Below are 19868 nucleotides of genomic sequence, written 5' to 3' on the forward strand. Positions count from 1 at the left end.
CGACGGGTCATACCCGAGCCGTGTCGCGACGGAACCGCCAGGCGGCACCGATCCCGAACACCGCGGCCCAGGCGACCACGTTGATGATGGCCCAGACGCTCACGCCGTCCCCGGTCAGCGGTGCCCGGACCAGCTCGGCCAGCCCGTACATCGGGGTGAACTTGGCGAGCGTCGCGAAGACGCCCTCCCCGAGCGGGACGAAGAGGCCCCCGGCGAAGGCGAGCAGCGCGAGCGACGGGCCGAGGATCTGCATGACGTTCTCCGACGGCAGCAGGTAGCCCATGAACAGCCCGAACGCGGCGAACACGACCGAGCCCACCCAGGCGAGCGCGAGCGAGGTGCCGATCACGGCGCCCGAGCCCGTCGAGCCCGACGCCATGCCCACGGCGGCGACGACGATGACGGCGGCCAGGCCCATCACCATGGCCACGGCGATCTTGGTGAACACGTAGGTGGACGGGCGCAGCGGGGTCAGCCGCAGCTGCCGGGTCCAGCCCTGCGCGCGTTCGACGGAGACGGAGGCCCCACCGCTCGTCGTCGCGATCATGGCGCCGTACAACGCCATGGAGACCATGATGTACGCCGTGACGTTGGCCTTGCCGACGGAGTCGGTCTTGTACGACTCGGCCGTGCCGAACAGCAGGAAGAACACCGGCGGCATGACGAGCGTGAAGATGACGGTCCGGCGGTTGCGGACCAGTCGGCGCATCTCGATGGCGAGGAACCGGGCGTTGACCAGGCCGGTGCGCGGCGCGCGCTCGGCGGAGGTCCTCGAGGTGGTGACGGCGACGGCGCTCATGCCTTGCTCCCGGTGGTCTCGTCGTTGTGGTCGCCCGTGAGTGCGATGAACGCGTCCTCGAGGCCACGGGCGGTGATCTCGATGTCGACGGCGTGCGTGGTGGTGAGCAGGTGGCGCGCGACGCCGTCGGAGTCGGCGGTCCGCACCAGGATGCGGTCGCCGCGCAGCTCGACCGACTGGACCCCGGGCAGGGCCTCGAGCGTGGTCTGCTCGGCGACGGTGATGTCGGGCAGCGACGCGCTCACGAGGCGGCCGGACGCGAGGTTCTTGACCTGCGCGGCCGACCCGTCGGCGACGATCTTGCCGTGGCTGATCAGGACGATCCGGTCCGCGTAGGCGTCCGCCTCCTCCAGGTAGTGGGTGGCGAACAGGATCGTGCGGCCGCGGGACGCGTCGGCGCGCAGGGCGTTCCAGAAGTCGCGTCGGCCCTCGACGTCCATTCCTGTGGTGGGCTCGTCGAGGATGATGACGTCCGGGTCGGGCAGCAGGGCGAGGGCGAACCGGAGCCGCTGCTGCTGACCTCCCGAGCACTTGCCCACCTTGCGGTCGGCGATGTCGGCGATCCCGGCGCGGGTCATCACCTCGGTCGCGGTGCGGGTGGTCCGGAAGAACGACGCGGTCAGCTCGACCGTCTCGCCCACCGTGAGGTCCTTGAGCAGCCCGCCGCTCTGCATGACGGCGGACACACGACCCTCCGCGATCGCCCGGCCTGGTTCGAGCCCGAGGACGGACACGGTGCCCGAGTCGGGGTTGGCCAGGCCGAGCAGCATGTCGATCGTGGTCGTCTTTCCGGCGCCGTTGGGGCCGAGGAACGCGACGACCTCACCCGGCGTGACCGCCAGGTCGATGCCGTCGACGGCACGCACCGTGCCGAAGGACTTGTGCAGGCCGCGCAGATCGATCGCCAGCGGGCCCGAGCCGGCCGGGGCCGGGGTGGGGAGCGTGTCGGTGAAGGTCATGCCTTGATCCTGGCGGTTGTCGGGGTGTCGGACCCCCGTCGCGCGTCACCCGATCGAGATGACGGATGTCACGGCGCCACCTGTACGTGCTGCGGAGGTCAGGCGCCGATCAGGCGCGCCGCGAGGTAGCCGGGCACCTGGTCGAGCGAGACGCGCTCCTGCGTCATCTCGTCCCGGTGCCGGATGGTCACGGCCTGGTCGTCGAGGGTGTCGAAGTCGACGGTGATGCAGAACGGCGTGCCGATCTCGTCCTGGCGACGGTAGCGCCGACCGATCGCACCGGCGTCGTCGAAGTCGACGTTCCAGCTCTTGCGCAGCTCGGCGGCCAGGTCGCGGGCCTTCGGCGAGAGCGCCTCGTTGCGCGACAGCGGCAGGACCGCGGCCTTGACCGGGGCGAGGCGCGGGTCGAGCCGGAGCACCGTGCGGACGTCGACCCCGCCCTTGGTGTTGGGGGCCTCGTCCTCGTAGTAGGCCTCGACGAGGAACGCCATGAGCGAGCGGGTCAGGCCGGCCGCCGGCTCGATGACGTAGGGCACGTACCGGGTGTTCGTCGCCTGGTCGAAGTACGACAGGTCCTGGCCGGAGTGCTCGCTGTGCGTCTTGAGGTCGAAGTCGGTGCGGTTGGCGATGCCCTCGAGCTCACCCCACTCGCTGCCCTGGAAGCCGAAGCGGTACTCGATGTCGACGGTGCGCTTCGAGTAGTGCGACAGCTTCTCCTTCGGGTGCTCGAAGTGGCGCAGGTTCTCCCGGGCGATGCCGAGGTCGGTGTACCAGTCGGTGCGCGTGTCGATCCAGTACTGGTGCCAGGTCTCGTCGGTGCCGGGCTCGACGAAGTACTCCATCTCCATCTGCTCGAACTCGCGGGTGCGGAAGATGAAGTTGCCGGGCGTGATCTCGTTGCGGAACGACTTGCCGATCTGGCCGATGCCGAACGGCGGCTTCTTGCGGGCGGTGGTCGACACGTTGGCGAAGTTCACGAAGATGCCCTGCGCGGTCTCCGGCCGCAGGTAGTGCAGGCCGGACTCGTCCTCGACCGGGCCGAGGTAGGTCTTGAGCATCATGTTGAAGTCGCGCGGCTCGGTCCACTGGCCGCGCGTGCCGCAGTTGGGGCAGGCGATGTCGGTCAGGCCGTGCTCCGGCGCGCGCCCCTTCTTCTCCTCGAACTCCTCCAGCATGTGGTCCTCGCGGAACCGCTTGTGGCAGCTGAGGCACTCGGTGAGCGGGTCCGTGAACACGCCGACGTGGCCGGAGGCTACCCAGACCTGGCGCGGCAGGATGACGGCGGAGTCCAGGCCGACGATGTCCTCGCGGCCCTGGACCATGGCACGCCACCACTGCTTCTTGATGTTCTCCTTCAGCTCGACGCCGAGGGGTCCGTAGTCCCATGCCGACCGGGTACCGCCGTAGATCTCGCCGCTGGGGAAGACGAAGCCGCGCCGCTTGGCGAGGGAGACGACAGAGTCCAGGCGAGAGGGTGCAGCCACGTTCGATCACTCCAGGTGGTGGCGTCCGCGGCTGGGTGTCGCGGACGGACGGACCGCGACGTCGGAGTCACGGGGGATGAGCAGCAGGCTACCGGTGAACCCCCGGCGACGTTTTGACAATGGTTCTCGACAAACTGAGAATGATCCCCATGTTCTCCAGGACGTCCCACGCGCCGCGGCTCGCCGCGCTGCTGGTGGTCGCGGGGTCCGTCGGCATGTCCCTGCTCGCCGGATGCTCCGCCGACGCGACGCAGGGTGTGACGGCCGGGACCGTGGACGTCATGGCCTCGTTCTACCCGCTGCAGTTCGTCGCCGAGCAGGTGGGTGGCGACCGCGTGACGGTCCGCTCGCTCACGCCGCCCGGTGCCGAGCCGCACGACATCGAGCTCTCCCCCGCGCAGGTCTCCCGGCTCGACCGGGCGGACCTCGTCGTCTATCTGTCGGGCTTCCAGCCCGCGGTCGACGACGCGGTCGCGCTGACGAACCCGGCGCACGTGGTCGACGCCGCGCAGGACACGACGCTGATGACTCCGTCGCAGGAGCGCACGCAGGAGGTGCACGTCGGGGACCCGCTCGCTGACGAGCCCGAGCACGGCGTCCTCGACCCGCACTTCTGGCTGGATCCCAGCCGGATGCCACCGCTCGTCGACGACGTCGCCCGCACGCTCACCGAGATCGACCCGGCCGGCGCGGCCCAGTACGCCGCCAACGCCGCCGCTCTGGACCAGCGGTTCGCCGACCTCGACGTGGCCTACAAGACCGGCCTGACGACGTGCACCACCCGTTCGTTCATCACCTCCCACGAGGCGTTCGGGTACCTGGCGGACCGGTACCACCTGCAGCAGATCGGGATCTCCGGCATCGACCCCGAGGCCGAGCCGTCCCCGGCGCGGCTCGCCGCCGTCGAGCGGTACGCGCGCAAGGAGGGCATCACGACGATCTTCTTCGAGCGCCTGGTCAGCCCCAAGGTGGCCGACACCCTCGCCGACGACCTCGGCATCACGGCCGCCGTGCTCGACCCGATCGAGGGCGTCGCCGACCCCGCGAAGAACGACTACTTCTCCATCGCCGAGGCCAACCTCGACGCCCTGCGCACGGCCCTGGAGTGCTCATGAGAGAACCGGTCATCGACGCTGTTCCGGTGGTCGAGGCGACGGGCCTCGGCGTGACCATCGGCGGCCAGCCCATCCTCGCCGGAATCGACGTGACGGTCGCGTCGGGCGAGGTGCTGGCGTTGCTCGGCGCCAACGGGTCCGGCAAGTCGACGCTCGTCCGGACCGTGCTCGGCGTCATCCCGTCCACCACCGGGACGGTCCGTCTGTTCGGTGCCCCGCTCGGACCGGCGGCCCCGTGGCACCGCATCGGCTACGTCCCGCAGCGGATGCCTGCCGCCTCGGGCGTGCCCGCGACCGCGCTCGAGGTGGTCACCTCGGGCCTGCTCTTCGGCAGGACGCTCCGCCGCCCCCACGGGCACCGTGGGCGGGCGCTCGACGCGCTCGCCGACGTCGGGCTCGGCGACCGCGCGCAGCAGCAGGTCCAGGACATGTCGGGCGGGCAGCAGCAACGCGTCCTCATTGCCCGCGCCCTGGTCCGTCGGCCCGACCTGCTGGTCCTCGACGAGCCGACGTCCGGCATCGACATCCCGACGCAGGCGACGTTCGTCGAGACCGTCAGCCGGCTGCACGACGCGGGCACCACGGTCGTGGTGATCCTGCACGAGCTCGGTCCGTTCGCCCCCCTCATCGACCGCGCCGTGGTCCTGCGGCACGGGCGTGTCGCGCACGACGGTCCCCCGCCGCGCGCCCGCGACGAGCACGCCGGCGAGTGGCACGACCACACGCACGCGCACTCCGACCCTGCCGAGGCCCCGTCGCCGTTGAACGTGGAGGTGCTCCCGTGACCGCGTGGGACCAGATCGTCGAGCTGATCAGCTCGCCCCTGATGCAGCGCGCCCTGATCGCCGCGGTGCTCGTCGGCGCGGCCGCCCCCGTCGTCGGCACGTTCCTGGTGCAGCGGCGCATGGCGCTCATGGGCGACGGCATCGGGCACGTCGCCCTGACCGGTGTCGCCCTGGGCTGGCTCGTCGGCAGCTGGGCGGGGCTGGTCCCGCAGGACACGCTGGCCGTGCCCGGGGCCGTGATCGCCGCGATCGTCGGGTCGATCGCCATCGAGCTCGTCCGCGAGCGCGGCCGGACCAGCGGGGACCTCGCGCTCGCACTGATGTTCTACGGAGGCATCGCGGGCGGCGTGCTGCTCATCAAGGTGGCCGGCGGCACCAACGCCAACCTCATCAGCTACCTGTTCGGGTCGATCTCCACGGTCTCGACGACGGACCTGTGGTGGACCGTCGCGCTGGCCGCCATGGTGCTCGGCGTCGGGATCGGCCTGCGGACGGCCCTGTTCGCGGTCAGTCACGACGAGGAGTTCGCCCGCGCGAGCGGGTTGCCGGTGCGGCTCCTGTCGATGCTCGTCGCGACGATCGCCGCGCTCACCGTCACCATCGCGATGCGCGTCGTCGGCCTGCTTCTGGTCAGCGCGCTGATGATCGTGCCGGTCGCGATCGCGCAGCTCTACGCCCGCTCGTTCGGCCGCACCATGACCGCGGCGAGCATCATCGGCGTCCTGGTGAGCGTCGGCGGACTCGTGCTCACGTACTGGCAGGACATCCCGCCGGGCGCGACGATCGTCGTGCTGGCCATCGTCGTCTACGGCGTCGGCGCGTCCCTGCGCCCGTTCGTCCGGCGACCGATACCGCCGCGGGACCCCCATCCGGACATGGTCGACGACGTCCTGCTCGTCGACGACGCCGTGGTCGATCCGCCCTCACGGACCGTCGCCGGCTGAACGTCCGGGAGCTGCCCTAGCTCCGCGCGACGCAGAACTGGTTGCCATCCGGGTCGGCCAGGACGGTCCAGGCCACCGGACCCGCCTCATGGTCGGCGACGAAGGTCGCACCGTTCGTCACGAGCCGTTCGATCGCCGCCGCCGGATCCGGCAGCCGGACGTCCAGGTGCACCCGGTTCTTGCCTGGCGTGGGCTCGTCGACCTTCTGGAACCCGAGCCACGGACCACCGTCCGGGGGCACGACCATCACGTACCAGCCGTCGTGCTCGTCGCGCACCTGCCCGCCCACCTGAGCGGACCACCAGGCGGCGAGCGCGCGCGCGTCGAGCGTGTCGAACGTGATCATCTCCACGGAGAACGTCATGTCGTCGACGCTAACCGCGGTCGCCGACACGCGCTCAGCCCGGCGGGTCGGCCTTGTCGATCGCGCCGCCGTAGCGTCGGTCGCGGCGCGCGTACGTCTCGACCGCGCGCCACAGGTGCCGGCGGTCGACGTCCGGCCACGGCTCGTCGAGGAAGACCAGCTCGGCGTAGGCCGCCTGCCAGATCATGAAGTTCGAGGTCCGCTGCTCACCGGACGAGCGCAGGAACAGGTCGACGTCGGGCAGGTCGGGCTCGTCGAGGTAACGGGCGAACAGCTTCTCGTTGACCTTGTCCGGCTTCACGCGACCGGCGGCGACGTCGCGGGCGATCGCCTGGGCGGCGTCGGCCACCTCGGCCCTGCCCCCGTAGTTCACGCACATGGTGAGGGTGACGGTGGAGTTGTGCTTGGTCAGCTCCTCGGCGGTCTCCAGCTCTGTGATCACCGACCGCCACAGCCTCGGGCGGCGGCCGGCCCAGCGGACGCGGACGCCCCACGAGTTCATCAGGTCGCGGCGGCGTCGCAGCACGTCGCGGTTGAAGCCCATGAGGAAGCGGACCTCGTCGGGAGACCGGGACCAGTTCTCGGTGGAGAAGGCGTAGGCCGAGACGTACTCGACGCCGATCTCGATGGCGCCGGCCACGACGTCGAGGAGTGACGCCTCCCCCGCCCGGTGCCCTTCGACGCGCGGCAGCCCGCGCGCGTTGGCCCAGCGGCCGTTGCCGTCCATCACCACGGCGACGTGCTTGGGCACGAACTCCTTGGGGATGTCCGGCGGACGGGCACCGGACGGATGCGGGTACGGCGGCTCGACAGGCTGGGGCACGACGGACATTGTGCCGCTCCCGGTGAACTGAAACCGAATGGTTGCAGTATGGCTGTTCGTCGCCTACCGTGAAGTGCAACATCCGAGTTGCATATCCGAGAGGAGCACGAGCATGAGCACCGACCTCACCCTGACCTTCACCGTCGACCAGACACCGGAGCAGGCGTTCGCCGCCATCAACGACGTCCGCGGCTGGTGGGCCGGCCCGCCGGCGCCGACCGAGCCGCAGATCGAGGGCCGCACCGACGCGCTCGGCGAGGAGTTCACCTACGTCGTCGCCGACCTGCACTACGTCAAGTTCCGGATCACCGAGCTCGTCCCGAGCACCCGGGTCGCATGGTTGGCCCTGGACAGCGAGCTCACCTTCATCGCGAACCGCCAGGAGTGGGACGGCACCACCGTCACGTTCGACGTCTCCGAGCGGGACGGTCGCACGCAGGTCGTGTTCACCCACGTCGGCCTGGTCCCGGAGCACGAGTGCTACGACGTCTGCGACGACGCGTGGAGCTCCTACGTGCTCGGGAACCTGCGTCGCCTGATCGAGACGGGCTCGAAGGACGCGAACCCGGCCGACGCCGCGGTCGTCGCCCTGGCCTGACCCGACGCCGATGGTCGGGCGGTCAGACCCGCTCGACCATCGGCAGCGAGCGCAGCTGGCGCTCGAGGTGGAACTGGCAGAACGCGGCGACCAGACCGTTGCCCTCGCCGCGGTGCCGCTCGGCGCTCGCGTCCGCCACCGGCCAGTCGCCGGCGAGGAGGGCGGCCAGCAGCTCGAACGTCTGCGGCGCCGGTGCGGCGGCGCCCGGGGGCCGACAAGCCCGGCAGACCGCCCCGCCGGACGCGATCGCGAAGGCGGAGTGCGGACCCGGTTCACCGCACCGCGCGCAGTCGGTGAAGCTCGGCGCCCAACCCGCGACCGCCAGCGCGCGCAGCAGGTAGGAGTCGAGCACCAGGCCCGGCGCGTGCTCGCGACCGGCCAGCGCACGGACCGCGCCGACCAGCAGCCAGTACTGCTGCAGGGACGGCTCACGCTCGGCCTCGACCAGTCGGTCCGCCGTCTCGAGCATCACGGTGCCCGCGGTGTAGAGCGCGTAGTCCTCGCACACCTGACGCCCGTACGAGCCGAGCGTCTCTGCCTGCGTGACGATGTCGAGGTTGCGGCCGGTGCTCAGCTGGACGTCGACGTGCATGAAGGGCTCCAGCCGCGAGCCGAACCGCGACGACGTCCGACGCACACCCTTGCCGACCGCACGCACCTTGCCGTGCGACCGGGTCAGGAGGGTGACGATGCGGTCGGCCTCCCCCAGCTTGTGGGTGCGCAGCACGATCGCCTCGTCGCGGTAGAGGCTCACCTCGTCATTGTCCCCCGGGCCACCGACACTCGACGTCGGCGCGCGGCGGCGACCCACGCCAGATCACGGGATCGGTCGCACGGGTCGGAATGCGCGATGCTGAGATCAGCCACACGCAGGGACCGGTCAGGCAGCGACGTCGACGTGCTCGGCGAGGAGCGCGGTGAAGCAGAGATCCACTACCGACCGCTCGCGACGCGCCGCGCTCGAACCCTCGCGGGCCCCGACCTGTGCAGGGTCCGAGGCTGCGGCGACGGCTTGGGCCGTGGCTGGTGGTGTAGCCGGTCCTGGCATGGTCGGCGCACGACTGATGTAGCGGTGCCCGGTGGGCGTCGACGTCTCCACCGCGTGCCCAGGAGCCGCGGCGGCTCGGACAACTCGGCGTGCCCAACCCGGCGCTTCCTTGGCGAGGTTGCAGGCCACGCACAGACCTTCGCCGTTCTCGGCCGTCGTCGCTCCGCCGGCGGCAACCGGGACGATGTGGTCGATCTGCCTGATCGGGGCGCCGCAGTACGGCGTTCGACAGATCCCATGGTCCCGGATCCTCAGGAACTCGGCCAGGCCGTCCGGATGGAACCGCGCGCGCGATGTCATCGCCACCAGGTCTCCGCGGGGGTCGGCATACAGGCGACGCAGCCAGGTCGCGCCCGCGTCGATACCCGCGGCGACCAGCTCACGGGCTACCTGCGCCGGGACCGGGCCACCGCCCGGCACGTGCCCAGGTTCATGCTGGGCTCCGAGCAGGGCGGCGTCACTGATCACGAGGTTCACGGTGACCGGCACCGCCGACGCGCTCGACTGGCCGGTCACGAGCTCCACCAGCGTGTCTGCCATGATCTGCCCGCGACCCCGGCGCGACGCGACCCTGACGCTCGCCTCGCCGGCGACGTGCGTCGCGGACTCGCCGCCTGTCATCGGATCGTCGGCTGCGTCAGCGGCTCGGCGGAGTGCTGCATAAACGGCGACGCCCTGTGCCACGGGCAGCAGCGCGGTCAGGTAGGTCATGGCGTCCGGCGCCGGTCGTAGCGTCACGCAGCGCTCGGACTCAGCCCGGCGCGCGCGACGCACCACGGCACCGACGTCCAGCCGCGCGGCGTGCGCGCGCGCTGCCGCCACGAGCTGACGCGTCCCGACCCCGGCCAGTGTCGCCGGGTCCGCGCAGAGCAGCGCGTCGACGGCGCGACGATCCTCGACCTCGAGGCATGCCGTCTCCTGGACCAGCAGAATCGCCCGATGCTCCGAGAGCACACCCGCGCGCAGGGCGGCCAGCGTGTGCGGCATCTCCGATGTCCAGGCCTTGGCGGCGCCGAGAAGAGCAGAGCTGCGATGCGGCGACTCCCGACGGGCAAGACCGACCTGTGCGGCGACACCGAGACCGCGCCGTCTCACCGGGATGCCCAGGTGCGCCTGCCTCTCACGCTCGGCCCGGTCGAGCGCCACGGACGCCTCCGCCTGGAGCGCGCACGCCGCCGACTTGAGCTGCTCGAGCGCTGCGATGAGGTCGACGAGGGCCACACTCGTCGGGGCCGGGTCAGCATGGGTCACCATGTCCGGGGCCGCAGTGCCCCGCGCTCGATCTGGGACACGGTGCGCGACCTGGGCCGGGATCGGCTGGAACGCTTCCGACGGCGCGTCGTCGGTCGGACGCGGCGGACTCCCGTTGACGCCGCCCAGCCCGCCGAGGAGCTCACGGCGCCAGAGTGCGACGGCCGCGGCGTCGACGACGCGCGGCGGCATCGCCGCTGTGCGGATCGGTGCTGCCGGGGTTGTCGTCACCCCACGAGCCTATCGAACATCTGTTCGATTCGCTCGATTTGTCCACATCCTGGCGCCGGACATGCGCGTCGCCTGCGGGACGACGCGAGTCCCCCGCTCGCTGGGGGATGCCGGCGTGCGTTCGTCCCGAGCATGGGCTGACGTCGGGGTCCGGGCTCTGGCCGAGCCGGCACTCGCGGGGCGGGGTGCAGATGGCTCGCGCCGCCGACTCGGAGTCGCGATGCATCCGTCGGGGATGGTGACGGGCGTGCAGGCGAGGAGTCGGCGGCGCGAACGTGCGCGGGTCGTCGGGATCGCCGACGAACGGCCGCGCACACCCGGGACAGCGGCCAGTGGTGCCGTCCCGGAGGTGGGCGGGCGGACGTCAGCGCTCGTGCCGGTTGACCGCCGAGATGATGGCCTTGAGCGAGGCGGTGGTGATGGAGGGGTCGATCCCGACGCCCCACAGGATCTGGTCGCCGATCGCGCACTCTACGTAGGCGGCCGCTGCGGCGTCGCCGCCCGCGGACAAGGCGTGCTCCGCATAGTCGAGCACCGCGACGTTGACGCCGAGGTCCTTCAGGGCGGACACGAAGGCGGCGACCGGTCCGTTGCCCGAGCCCTCCAGCGTCCGCGCCACACCACGGTCGACGAGGTCGACCTGCAGGGTGTCCGGCCCGTCCTCGACGCTGGTACCGCGGGTGCCGCGCAGCGAGAACCGGCCCCATGGCGCGAACGGGCTGCCGGCCTCGACCGGCAGGTACTCGTCGTTGAAGATGTGCCACAGCTCGTCGGCCGTGACCTCGGTGCCGTGCTGGTCGGTGTGTCGCTGCACGACCTGCGAGAACTCGATCTGCAGCCGGCGAGGCAGGTCCAGGTCCTTCTCGGACTTCATCAGGTAGGAGATGCCGCCCTTACCGGACTGCGAGTTGACGCGGATGATCGCCTCGTAGGACCGGCCGACGTCCTTCGGGTCGATCGGCAGGTACGGGACGGCCCAGACGAGGTCGTCGACGGACACGTTGTGCGCGGCCGCCGAGACCTCCATGGCCGTCAGACCCTTCTTGATGGCGTCCTGGTGCGAGCCGGAGAAGGCCGTGAACACGAGGTCGCCGCCGTACGGGTGGCGCTCGCCGACGGGGAGCTGGTTGCAGCGCTCGACGGTGCGGCGGATGTGGTCGATGTCGGAGAAGTCGATCTCCGGGTCCACGCCCTGGCTGAACAGGTTCATGCCCAGGGTGACCAGGTCGACGTTGCCGGTGCGCTCGCCGTTGCCGAAGAGGCAGCCCTCGATGCGGTCCGCGCCGGCCAGGTAGCCCAGCTCGGCGGCCGCGACGGCCGTGCCGCGGTCGTTGTGCGGGTGCAGCGACAGCACCACGCTCTCGCGGAAGCGCAGGTTGCGGCTCATCCACTCGATCGAGTCCGCGTAGACGTTCGGGGTGGCCATCTCGACCGTGGCCGGCAGGTTGATGATCACCTTGCGGTCGGGCGTCGGCTGCAGCTCCTCCAGCACGGCGTTGCAGATCCGAAGCGCGTACTCGAGCTCGGTGCCCGTGTACGACTCCGGCGAGTACTCGTAGTACACGTCCGTGTCAGGGACGAGCTCCTCGTACTTCTTGCAGAACCGGGCGCCGGAGACGGCGATGTCGACGATGCCGTCCTCGTCGGACCGGAACACGACCTCGCGCTGCAGCGTGGACGTCGAGTTGTAGAGGTGCACGATCGCCTGCTTGGCACCCGCGATCGCCTCGTACGTCCGCTCGATCAGGTGCTCCCGAGCCTGCGTCAGCACCTGGATCACCACGTCGTCGGGGATCAGGTCCTCTTCGATGAGCTTGCGGACGAAGTCGAAGTCCGTCTGCGAGGCGGACGGGAAGCCGACCTCGATCTCCTTGTAGCCCAGCTGCACGAGCAGCTCGAACATCTCGAGCTTGCGGGCCGGGTTCATCGGCTCGATCAGTGCCTGGTTGCCGTCGCGCAGGTCCACGGCGCACCAGCGCGGCGCCTTGGTGATGCGACGGTCGGGCCACTGACGGTCCGGCAGGTCGACGCGGATCTGCTCGTGGAACGGACGGTACTTGTGCACCGGCATCGACGACGGCTTCTGCGCGCTCGTCTCCAGGTAGTTCATGGGGTCCTCGTCCTTCGGGGCGTTCGGCAGGGGGTCAGCCGGCACACGCGAACACCGCGACGAGGATGCGGCCTAGAGGGCCTCGTCGCGGCAACGAAGAAGGAGGGTGATCCCGAGCACGATGTCACCGTACCCCGAACCCCGGACCCTTTCGCAACCTCGGCCGCAGGACGAGACCGGCCCGCATCACCGCAGGGCGACCAGCCGCTCGTCGCCGATCGCGTACAGCTGCGTGCCCAGCTGCACCAGGCGTGACGTGCCCGCGGGCAGCGGCAGCCGCCACTCGAGCGTGCCGTCGGCGAGGTCGAGGGCGACCAGGACCGGCCGCTCGTCGATCCCACCGCTGAGCACCGCCACCCGCCGACCGTCCGAGACCGTCGGCCCCGAGACCGCCCCGAGGTCGCGCACCCAGACGACGCCACCATCCTCCGCCGCCAGGCCCGCGACCGTCCCGCCGTTGCGCACCACCACCCGATCGCTGGCGTCGACCGAGACGCGAGTCGCCTGCGTGGGTGTCTGCCAGACCTGCTGGTCCGCACCCGGACGGTAGGCACGCACGCCGTCCAGGCCGAACCCGTCGGAGGTGAAGGTCAAGCCCGACGAGCCGTCGGACACGTCGACGGACAGCACGGAGCCCTCCGCGGTGAGCCACGGCTCTCCCATGCCGTCGGACAGCGACGAGCTCGCGACGATCACCGGGCCGCGCAGCCGGAACTGCGTGCGCACGACGGTGCCGTTGGCGGCGAGCCGGGTCTGGTCGATCCCGAGCGTGTCCGTCGCGTGCGTCTGCCGCTCCCCGGTCGCGGCGTCGAGCAGCAGCGTGCTGTCGTTGTCCGTGGCCATCACCAACGCACGCGCGACGACCAGCCGGATGCGGCCGTTGATCGTCGTCCCCGCCGTCGCGAAGCGCTGCGTCTGCCAGACCTGACGGCCCGAGACCGGTTCGATGCGGCTGACGCTCAGCCGTCCGTGCGCATACGCGGCCACCACGAGGTCACTTCCGGCGGCCGCGCTCGACTGGATCCAGCCGGGGACCGGGTGGGTCGACCGGACGACGCCGTGCACCGGGTCGATCGCCCAGAGCGTCGCGACGCCGACCTCTCCGTCCGGCACCTGGGCCAGGTCGCGCGGGTCGGGCGTCGGCGCCGGACCGGCGAGGCAGGAGACGACCTCTCCCGTCGGGTGGCAATCGATGGCGTCGGGCTGGGGGTCCGTGCCCAGCGGGACGGTCCAGCGAAGAGCGCCGGAGATCGCGTCCAGCCCGACGATCCGACGGTCGCGGTGCCGGACCGACCCGGCACTCGCCACGAGCACGTCGCCGACGAGCACGGGTGCCGTCGTCCCGTTCACGTCGGCCGTCCAGGTGGCCTCCGGAATCGTGCGGAGCGTGGCCACAGCGCCGACGAACGCCGCAGGCCCCAGCACCGCGGCCCGTTCGCGCTCGGTCAGCCACCGCGGCCCGGCGAGGGCGACGCCCGCGACCAGCGCGAGGACCGCCACGGTCACGACGCTCGCCACCGCGGGCCGCCTCGACGCCCAGGACCGCGCGCCCGTAGCGACGTCGTGCAGGTGCTCGGGCGCGGACCGGACGGGCGGGGGCGCGTCCGTCGCGTCCTCGTCCAGACCTACCAGCTGCATCGCCGGCCGCTCGGCCAGGCGTCGCTCCGCCATGTGCCGACTCTAGGCCGACTTCAGGCGGCGGGACCGGTCTCGGGGAGGCGTACCAGCCGCATCGAGCAGTCCCCGAACACGATCGTCGAGCCCACCCGGATCCGGACCTGCTGGTCGACGCCGCACAGGACCTGGCCGCCGTCGGGCAGGGTGACGACCGTGCCGTTGGTGGAGCCGCGGTCCGCGACCCACACGCCCGCCCGCTCGACGCCGATCTGGAGATGCGTCTTGGACACCGAGCGCGTCGGGTCGGCCACCCGGACCAGCTGCACCGCGGCGTCCGACGCCGGGTTTCGACCCACCAGCGCGGTGCGCTCGATGCTTACGCGACGGCCGTCCGAGAGCTCGAACTCGGCGGCGGGGCGGTCCGGGACCGGCTGTGGGGCGACCGGGTCGGTTCGCGGGGCCGCCGGACGCGTCAGCTCGAGCTCGGGCAGGAGGCCATAGGCCAGTCCCGACCGCACGACCGGGATGGTTCGCGTGTCGAGGTCCGGGCTGCTGCGCCGCGGGTCGACCGGGGCGAGCACGAGCGAGCCCGTGGTCGGCTGGGCGACCGACGGCGCCCGCGTCGCCGCAGCCCAGTCCGGGACGGGTACGGGGCCGCGCGGCGGAACCGGCGCCCGGGTCGCCTCCGTCGGGTTGCTGCGTCGTGGCGGCTGCTCGGCGGCCGCGAGCACCGACCGGCGGACGTCGAGCACCTCGTCACCGGCGGCGCGGTCGTGCCACCCGCGGTTGCGGCGGGTGCGGTCGAAGAACGGCGACACGAGGACGACGACGGCGCCGAGCAGCCCGATCAGCAGACCCGCGGCGACGACGACCGAGCGCACGAAGATGCGCGCGACCCCGACGGGCTCGCGGGTCTGCACGTCGACGGTGCGCACCCCGGTCGCCAGCCGTCCGAGGGTCCAGCCGGTCAGGCCGTGCAGCAGCCATTGCGCCAGGACCAGCGCGCCCGTGACCGCCAGCCCGACGGTCAGCAGGGTCAGGGCGCCCGCGGACGCCCGCGTCGACGGCTCGGCACGTGCCCAGCCGACGACGCCCACGGCGATGACCCAGCCGCCGACCACCACCCACACCAGGGCGTCGAGCAGGACGGCGCCGAACCGACGCGCCATCGATGCGGGCGGCGCGGCGTGGGCGCGTGCGTACCGGGATGTCACGCCTGGGCTCCCTGAGGTTGGACCGGTCATGAAGTCGGAGCTGCCGCGCACTACGAGGAGACGACCGAGCGGCGGGCCGCACGACGACGTCGCTTCTCCTGGCGCAGAGACGCTGTCGAGAGACGAGCGCGGAACCGACGTCGCCACCCCACGCTGTGCGTCATCGCCTCGACCGCAACCTGGACATCTGCCCAGTATGCGGCGGCCTGCTCGGGGCTCGGCGTCGCCGGGCTGAACACCGCCCGGTCGGCGGAACGCGCCAGCGCTCCCACCCGCGACGCGACCACAGCACCGTCGGCCACGTCCTCGAACGACGCCGCGATCGCCCGGGCCGACTCGTTGCGCGTCGCGAGGCCGCCCGTCGGGTGCCGCAGGTCGCGGGCGACGTCCAGCACCTCGTCCCAGCCGCCCGCGACCCGGGCCACCAGGTCGGCGCTGCGCCGACGACGACGACGGCGACGCACCTTCAGCACGACGATCACCACGAACGGCGCCGCCAGCACCGCCAGCGGGATCGCGGCGACGCCTGCCACCTGCGTCACGCGGAGCCAGAGGGGGACGGAGCTCGTGTCGGGCGCGGGGTCGTCCGTCTGCGGCTGCTCGGTGTCCTCGTCGGGCGCGTTCACGGCAGCGGGCGGCGGCGGGGGCGGCTGGACGACCTGCGGGTTCGGCTCGGTCTGCTTGTCCTTGTTGTTCTCCTGCGGCGTCTGCTCAGGCGGCGGCGTGGGGTCGAAGGGGATCCAGCCGTAGCCCTGGAAGGGGATCTCGACCCACGCCTGGATGTCCTTGCCGGTCACCGTGACCGAGCCGTCGGCCGCCTTCTCCCCCGCGGCCGCCGAGCCGGGCACGAACCCGAGCACGACGCGTGCCGGCAGGCCCATCGAACGCGCCATCAGCGCGAGCGCCGCCGCGTACTGCTCGCCGTCGCCGACCATCACGTCGCCGCCCAGCAGCGACGTGATCCGGTCCGCGCCGTGACCGGACAGCGACGCGTAGTCACCGGCGTCGACGATCCCGTGGCTGAAGAAGCCCTGCTTGCTCAGCCAGTCCGACAGCGCGGTCGCGATCTGGACGGGGCTGCCCGCGTCGCGGGCGACGTCGGCGGCGGTGACCGAGACGAGGTCCGGCACGCTCGAGAGCGCCGGCTGGGCCACGTCCGACGCCGGCGCGCGGCCGACGGTCGTCGCGGCGTCGATCACCGGTGGCACGACGGCGTCGACGTCGTACGAGAGCCCGTGGTGGATCCCTCCGGTCACGACCGCCGCGCCCGTGGCGTCGTTGTACCGCAGCCCGCCCGCCGCAGTGGAGTCGCCGACGTCGAACGAGGTCGCCTGGCCCACCGTCGGCAACCAGACGCCGCCCAGGTCGTCGATCGTGAACTTCACCGTGGCCGGCTTGCCGCGGGCGCTGGTCTCGATCACGTCCCCGACGCGCCGGAACTCGCCCGACGCCTCGGCCGACCCGTCGCCCGCGACGTTCCAGACGACGCCGTCGTACCGGTCCATCGTCGCCAGGCGCACGCGCGCGCCCGCCGGGAGGCCGGAGACCGTGAACAGAGGCGTGTCGGCGTCCTGCTTGACGAACTCCCGGAACGCGGACAACGGGCTCGGGTAGTCGCGGGGATCGAACGGCGGCACGATCTGGTCGCGGACGACGAACCGTTCCGACGACGCCACCACGGCGGGCGCACCGAACGTGCCGGCCGCGGCGGCGACCACCAGGAGCATCGCGGTCGACACCACGCGCTGAACCCGCAGCCCTCCGGACCGCCAGGCCGCCCAGGGCAGCAGCACGACGGCGAGCACGGTTCCGGTCAGGGTCGGCGACACCGAAGGGTTCCGCGTGCCGAGCACGATCGCCCCGACGACGGCGACGATCGGGACGACGGCCGCCGACGCCCCGACCGCAGGACGACGGGCGCGCAGGGTCACCGCGACCGCGACCGCGGCGCCGACGAAGGCGAGGGCGTACATCGCGACGAGCAACGTCCCGCTGGTGCCGATCGGTGGCTGGAGCGTCAGCACCTGCTTCCACGTGGACGCCACGCCGCGCGCCAGGGCCGTGCCCGTGTCGAGGGTGGGGACGACCCCACCCTTCGTCGTGCGGGGCGCGGCCAACGGCCCGCCGGCGACGAAGAACACGACGAGCAGCACCGCTACGACCGTGAGCGCCGACCAGCGGCGCCACGCGCCCACCGCCGCGACACCGGCGCCCAGGACCAGACCGCCTGCCAGTGCCGGGACGCCGGACTGATCGCCGTACACGGACAGCAGCGGGAGCAGCGCCACGCCGAGCATGCTGAGCAGGACCACGGCGTCGATCGCACCCGCGCGCAGCGGGCGCGGGCGGCGGGCGGGGGTCGTCATGCCGTCACCCGTCGCAGCAGCCGGGGCAGGTCGTCGAGCGCGCCGATCGTCGCCAGGCTGAGGCTGCCGTGGGTGCGCACGGCCACCTCGGCGCCGCGCTCGCAGCGCACGACCACGGTCCGCGTGCCGGTGGGCACGTGCCGCGAGCCCAGGCGCCGGTCGGCCATCGACGGCTCCGAGCCCGTGACCAGCATCGCGACCGACGCTGCCGGCGCCTCGCGCGCGACCCGGCGGCCGAGCAGCACCATGCCCGCACCGCTCGAGGCCAGCTGCAGGCCCGAGCAGTCGTCGAGCAGCAGCGGCGGAGTCTCCACCCGCAGCGTCCCGGGGCCGGCAAGGACCGCGAGCTCGCGCTCCTCGCGGATCGTCTGCACCCCCACCGAGGCGACGACCGAGACGGCCAGCTCGAACTCGTCGTCGTCGGCGTAGTCCCGCGGGTCCGTGGCCAGCGCGATCGCGGTCTGCGTGCGCCGGGTGTCCTCGAACTGCTTGACCATGAGGCTGCCGCGGCGGGCCGTCGTGCGCCAGTGGATGTAGCGGCGGTCGTCGCCGGCGACGTAGTCGCGCAGGGCGTGGAAGGACAGGTCCGAGTCTGACAGGTCACGCGTGGCCTGGCCCTCGAGATCGCGCAGGAGGCCCGAGCCCGCGCCGGCCAGCGAGACGAGCAGCGGGTGGACGAACAGCTCGACGGGTCGGGTCCATCGCACGCTGCGGCGTGCCAGACCGAACGGGTCCCCGCGGACCGAGCGCACCGGTCCGACGACGATCACGGCCCGCCGCGCGGTCGGGATGGCGAACAGGTCGTCGTGCTCGGCGCCGGCGCTCAGGGCGGGGACCGAGAACTCGGCGGTGACCGCACCGACGGGCAGCTCCACCCGCGACGGCAGGGACCGCCGACGTGCGGCGTTGCGGACCTCGAGCCGGCCGAGCGCACGCTCGCCCACCTTCACGCGACGATCGGCCATGTCGAGCGTGATCGCGTACCGCGAGCGGCCGACGGTCATCAGGAGGGCGACGACGAGGACGGCGGCGAGCGCGGCACCGAACGCCGCCAGCTCGAGCCAACCGAACCGTCGGCCCAGCAGCAGGCAGAGGAGGGCCACGAATGCCACTCCCCACCCGACCGGCGAGACCCGCAGACCCATGACGCTCAGGCCGCCCGCAGGGCCGGCGGCGCGGTCGTCTCGAGGATGCGGGCAAGGATCTCGATCGCGGTGACCCCGGCGAACTCGGCCTCGGTCTCCAGCACGAGGCGGTGCGCGAGGACCGGCTGGGCCAGCACCTTGATGTCGTCGGGGATCACGTACTCGCGGCCGGCGGCCGCGGCCCAGACCTTGGCGGTGCGCACGAGGGCCAGGCCGCCGCGGACGCTCGCGCCGACCACGGTCTGCGGGTCCTCGCGCGTGGCCTCGGTCAGGCGCGCCACGTAGTCCAGCACGACGTCGTCGATGTGCACGGTCTGCGCGAGGTCGGCCATCGTGCCCACGGCCTCGGTCGTGATGCGGGGCTGCAGGTTCGTCGTCCGGTCTTTGGCGCCCGCGAGGATCTCGATGGTCGACGACCGGTCCGGGTAGCCGAGCGACGTCTTGATGAGGAAGCGGTCCAGCTGGGCCTCCGGCAGGCGGTAGGTGCCCGCCTGCTCGATGGGGTTCTGCGTCGCGATCACCATGAACGGGCGGCCGACGGGGTGCGTCACGCCGTCGACCGTGATGTTGCCCTCCTCCATGACCTCGAGCAGGGCGGCCTGCGTCTTGGGCGACGCGCGGTTGATCTCGTCGGCGAGCACCACCGAGGCGAAGATCGGGCCGGGGTGGAACTCGAACCGGTGCGTGCCCTGGTCGTAGATCGTCACCCCGGTGACGTCCGACGGCAGGAGGTCGGGCGTGAACTGGATGCGGTGGTGGCTGCCCTGGACCGTCGCTGCGAGAGCCTTGGCGAGCGACGTCTTGCCGGTGCCCGGCGCGTCCTCGAGGAGGAGGTGACCCTCCGCGATCATCGCCGTCAGGGCGAGCCGGACCGTGTGGTCCTTGCCGAGCAGGGCGAGGCCCACGTTGGACACGAGGGCGTCGAACGTCTCGGCGAACCAGGTGCTCTGCTCGGGGTCCATGTGGGCGGTCTCCTGAAGATCGGGCGTCGGGTCCAGCTCGGAATAGTTCCTGC

General features: G+C 72.0%; 17 protein-coding genes. 4 read left to right on the forward strand and 13 right to left on the reverse strand.

Annotated elements, in window-relative coordinates; translation table 11 throughout:
• Positions 1-7: 7 nt before the first annotated feature.
• From ACPPVS_RS11950 to ACPPVS_RS11960, 3 genes are all read right to left on the reverse strand, one after another.
• Complete coding sequence (locus ACPPVS_RS11950) at positions 8-799, reverse strand: ABC transporter permease (protein WP_426592484.1); 792 nt, start codon at positions 797-799, stop codon at positions 8-10.
• Entirely contained in the window at positions 796-1758 is a 963-nt protein-coding gene (locus tag ACPPVS_RS11955) for an ABC transporter ATP-binding protein (protein WP_426592485.1), read from the reverse strand. The genes ACPPVS_RS11950 and ACPPVS_RS11955 overlap by 4 nt, the downstream gene beginning before the upstream one ends.
• Before the next feature lie 98 nt (positions 1759-1856).
• Entirely contained in the window at positions 1857-3242 is a 1386-nt protein-coding gene (locus ACPPVS_RS11960) for a glycine--tRNA ligase (protein ID WP_426592486.1), read from the reverse strand.
• Between the two features lie 149 nt (positions 3243-3391).
• Here ACPPVS_RS11960 and ACPPVS_RS11965 point away from each other — a divergent pair, with 149 nt between their 5' ends.
• The 3 genes from ACPPVS_RS11965 to ACPPVS_RS11975 are packed head-to-tail and all read left to right on the forward strand — an operon-like array spanning position 3392 to position 6086.
• Positions 3392-4357 carry a metal ABC transporter substrate-binding protein gene (locus ACPPVS_RS11965; protein ID WP_426592487.1) on the forward strand — a complete coding sequence of 322 codons (966 nt, stop codon included), beginning with the start codon at positions 3392-3394 and terminating at the stop codon, positions 4355-4357.
• On the forward strand, positions 4354-5142 hold the full coding sequence (locus ACPPVS_RS11970; protein ID WP_426592488.1) for a metal ABC transporter ATP-binding protein: 789 nt from the start codon (positions 4354-4356) through the stop codon (positions 5140-5142). Before ACPPVS_RS11965 ends, ACPPVS_RS11970 begins: the two co-directional genes overlap by 4 nt.
• A complete protein-coding gene (locus ACPPVS_RS11975; RefSeq protein WP_426592489.1) occupies positions 5139-6086 on the forward strand; it encodes a metal ABC transporter permease in 948 nt (315 codons plus the stop codon). The genes ACPPVS_RS11970 and ACPPVS_RS11975 overlap by 4 nt, the downstream gene beginning before the upstream one ends.
• 16 nt (positions 6087-6102) lie before the next feature.
• Here ACPPVS_RS11975 and ACPPVS_RS11980 read toward each other — a convergent pair whose 3' ends face one another.
• Both ACPPVS_RS11980 and ACPPVS_RS11985 read right to left on the reverse strand, forming a co-directional pair.
• On the reverse strand, positions 6103-6450 hold the full coding sequence (locus ACPPVS_RS11980) for a VOC family protein (protein WP_426592490.1): 348 nt from the start codon (positions 6448-6450) through the stop codon (positions 6103-6105).
• A 34-nt stretch (positions 6451-6484) separates the two neighbouring features.
• Positions 6485-7282 carry an isoprenyl transferase gene (locus ACPPVS_RS11985; protein ID WP_426592491.1) on the reverse strand — a complete coding sequence of 266 codons (798 nt, stop codon included), beginning with the start codon at positions 7280-7282 and terminating at the stop codon, positions 6485-6487.
• 103 nt (positions 7283-7385) lie between these two features.
• On the opposite strand from ACPPVS_RS11985, the gene ACPPVS_RS11990 reads away from it, so the two are divergent.
• Positions 7386-7871 carry an SRPBCC family protein gene (locus ACPPVS_RS11990; RefSeq protein ID WP_426592492.1) on the forward strand — a complete coding sequence of 162 codons (486 nt, stop codon included), beginning with the start codon at positions 7386-7388 and terminating at the stop codon, positions 7869-7871.
• A 22-nt stretch (positions 7872-7893) separates the two neighbouring features.
• Here the strand turns inward: ACPPVS_RS11990 and recO are convergent, their stop codons facing one another.
• The 8 genes from recO to ACPPVS_RS12030 all read right to left on the reverse strand — a co-directional run bounded on the left by recO (position 7894) and on the right by ACPPVS_RS12030 (position 19815).
• The gene (gene recO / locus ACPPVS_RS11995) at positions 7894-8625 is read right to left on the reverse strand and encodes a DNA repair protein RecO (protein WP_426592493.1); all 732 of its coding nucleotides are present in this window, start codon (positions 8623-8625) and stop codon (positions 7894-7896) included.
• A gap of 126 nt (positions 8626-8751) precedes the next feature.
• Entirely contained in the window at positions 8752-10401 is a 1650-nt protein-coding gene (locus ACPPVS_RS12000) for an HNH endonuclease (protein WP_426592494.1), read from the reverse strand.
• 364 nt (positions 10402-10765) lie between these two features.
• Positions 10766-12511: a 2-isopropylmalate synthase gene (gene leuA / locus ACPPVS_RS12005; RefSeq protein WP_426595961.1), complete on the reverse strand. Its 1746-nt coding sequence runs from the start codon at positions 12509-12511 to the stop codon at positions 10766-10768.
• A gap of 186 nt (positions 12512-12697) precedes the next feature.
• A complete protein-coding gene (locus ACPPVS_RS12010; RefSeq protein ID WP_426592495.1) occupies positions 12698-14182 on the reverse strand; it encodes a PQQ-binding-like beta-propeller repeat protein in 1485 nt (494 codons plus the stop codon).
• Positions 14183-14202: 20 nt separating this feature from the next.
• Positions 14203-15342, reverse strand: a complete 1140-nt coding sequence (locus ACPPVS_RS12015) for an RDD family protein (RefSeq protein ID WP_426592496.1) — start codon at positions 15340-15342, stop codon at positions 14203-14205.
• A 50-nt stretch (positions 15343-15392) separates the two neighbouring features.
• Positions 15393-17708: a transglutaminase-like domain-containing protein gene (locus tag ACPPVS_RS12020; protein WP_426592497.1), complete on the reverse strand. Its 2316-nt coding sequence runs from the start codon at positions 17706-17708 to the stop codon at positions 15393-15395.
• Positions 17705-18811 carry a DUF58 domain-containing protein gene (locus tag ACPPVS_RS12025; protein WP_426592498.1) on the reverse strand — a complete coding sequence of 369 codons (1107 nt, stop codon included), beginning with the start codon at positions 18809-18811 and terminating at the stop codon, positions 17705-17707. The genes ACPPVS_RS12020 and ACPPVS_RS12025 overlap by 4 nt, the downstream gene beginning before the upstream one ends.
• Positions 18812-18858: 47 nt before the next feature.
• A complete protein-coding gene (locus ACPPVS_RS12030) occupies positions 18859-19815 on the reverse strand; it encodes an AAA family ATPase (RefSeq protein WP_426595962.1) in 957 nt (318 codons plus the stop codon).
• Between the last annotated feature and the right edge of the window lie 53 nt (positions 19816-19868).

Origin of the sequence: Cellulomonas sp. McL0617 (assembly GCF_049994875.1) — a bacterium.
In the GTDB taxonomy this organism is placed as follows: domain Bacteria; phylum Actinomycetota; class Actinomycetes; order Actinomycetales; family Cellulomonadaceae; genus Cellulomonas.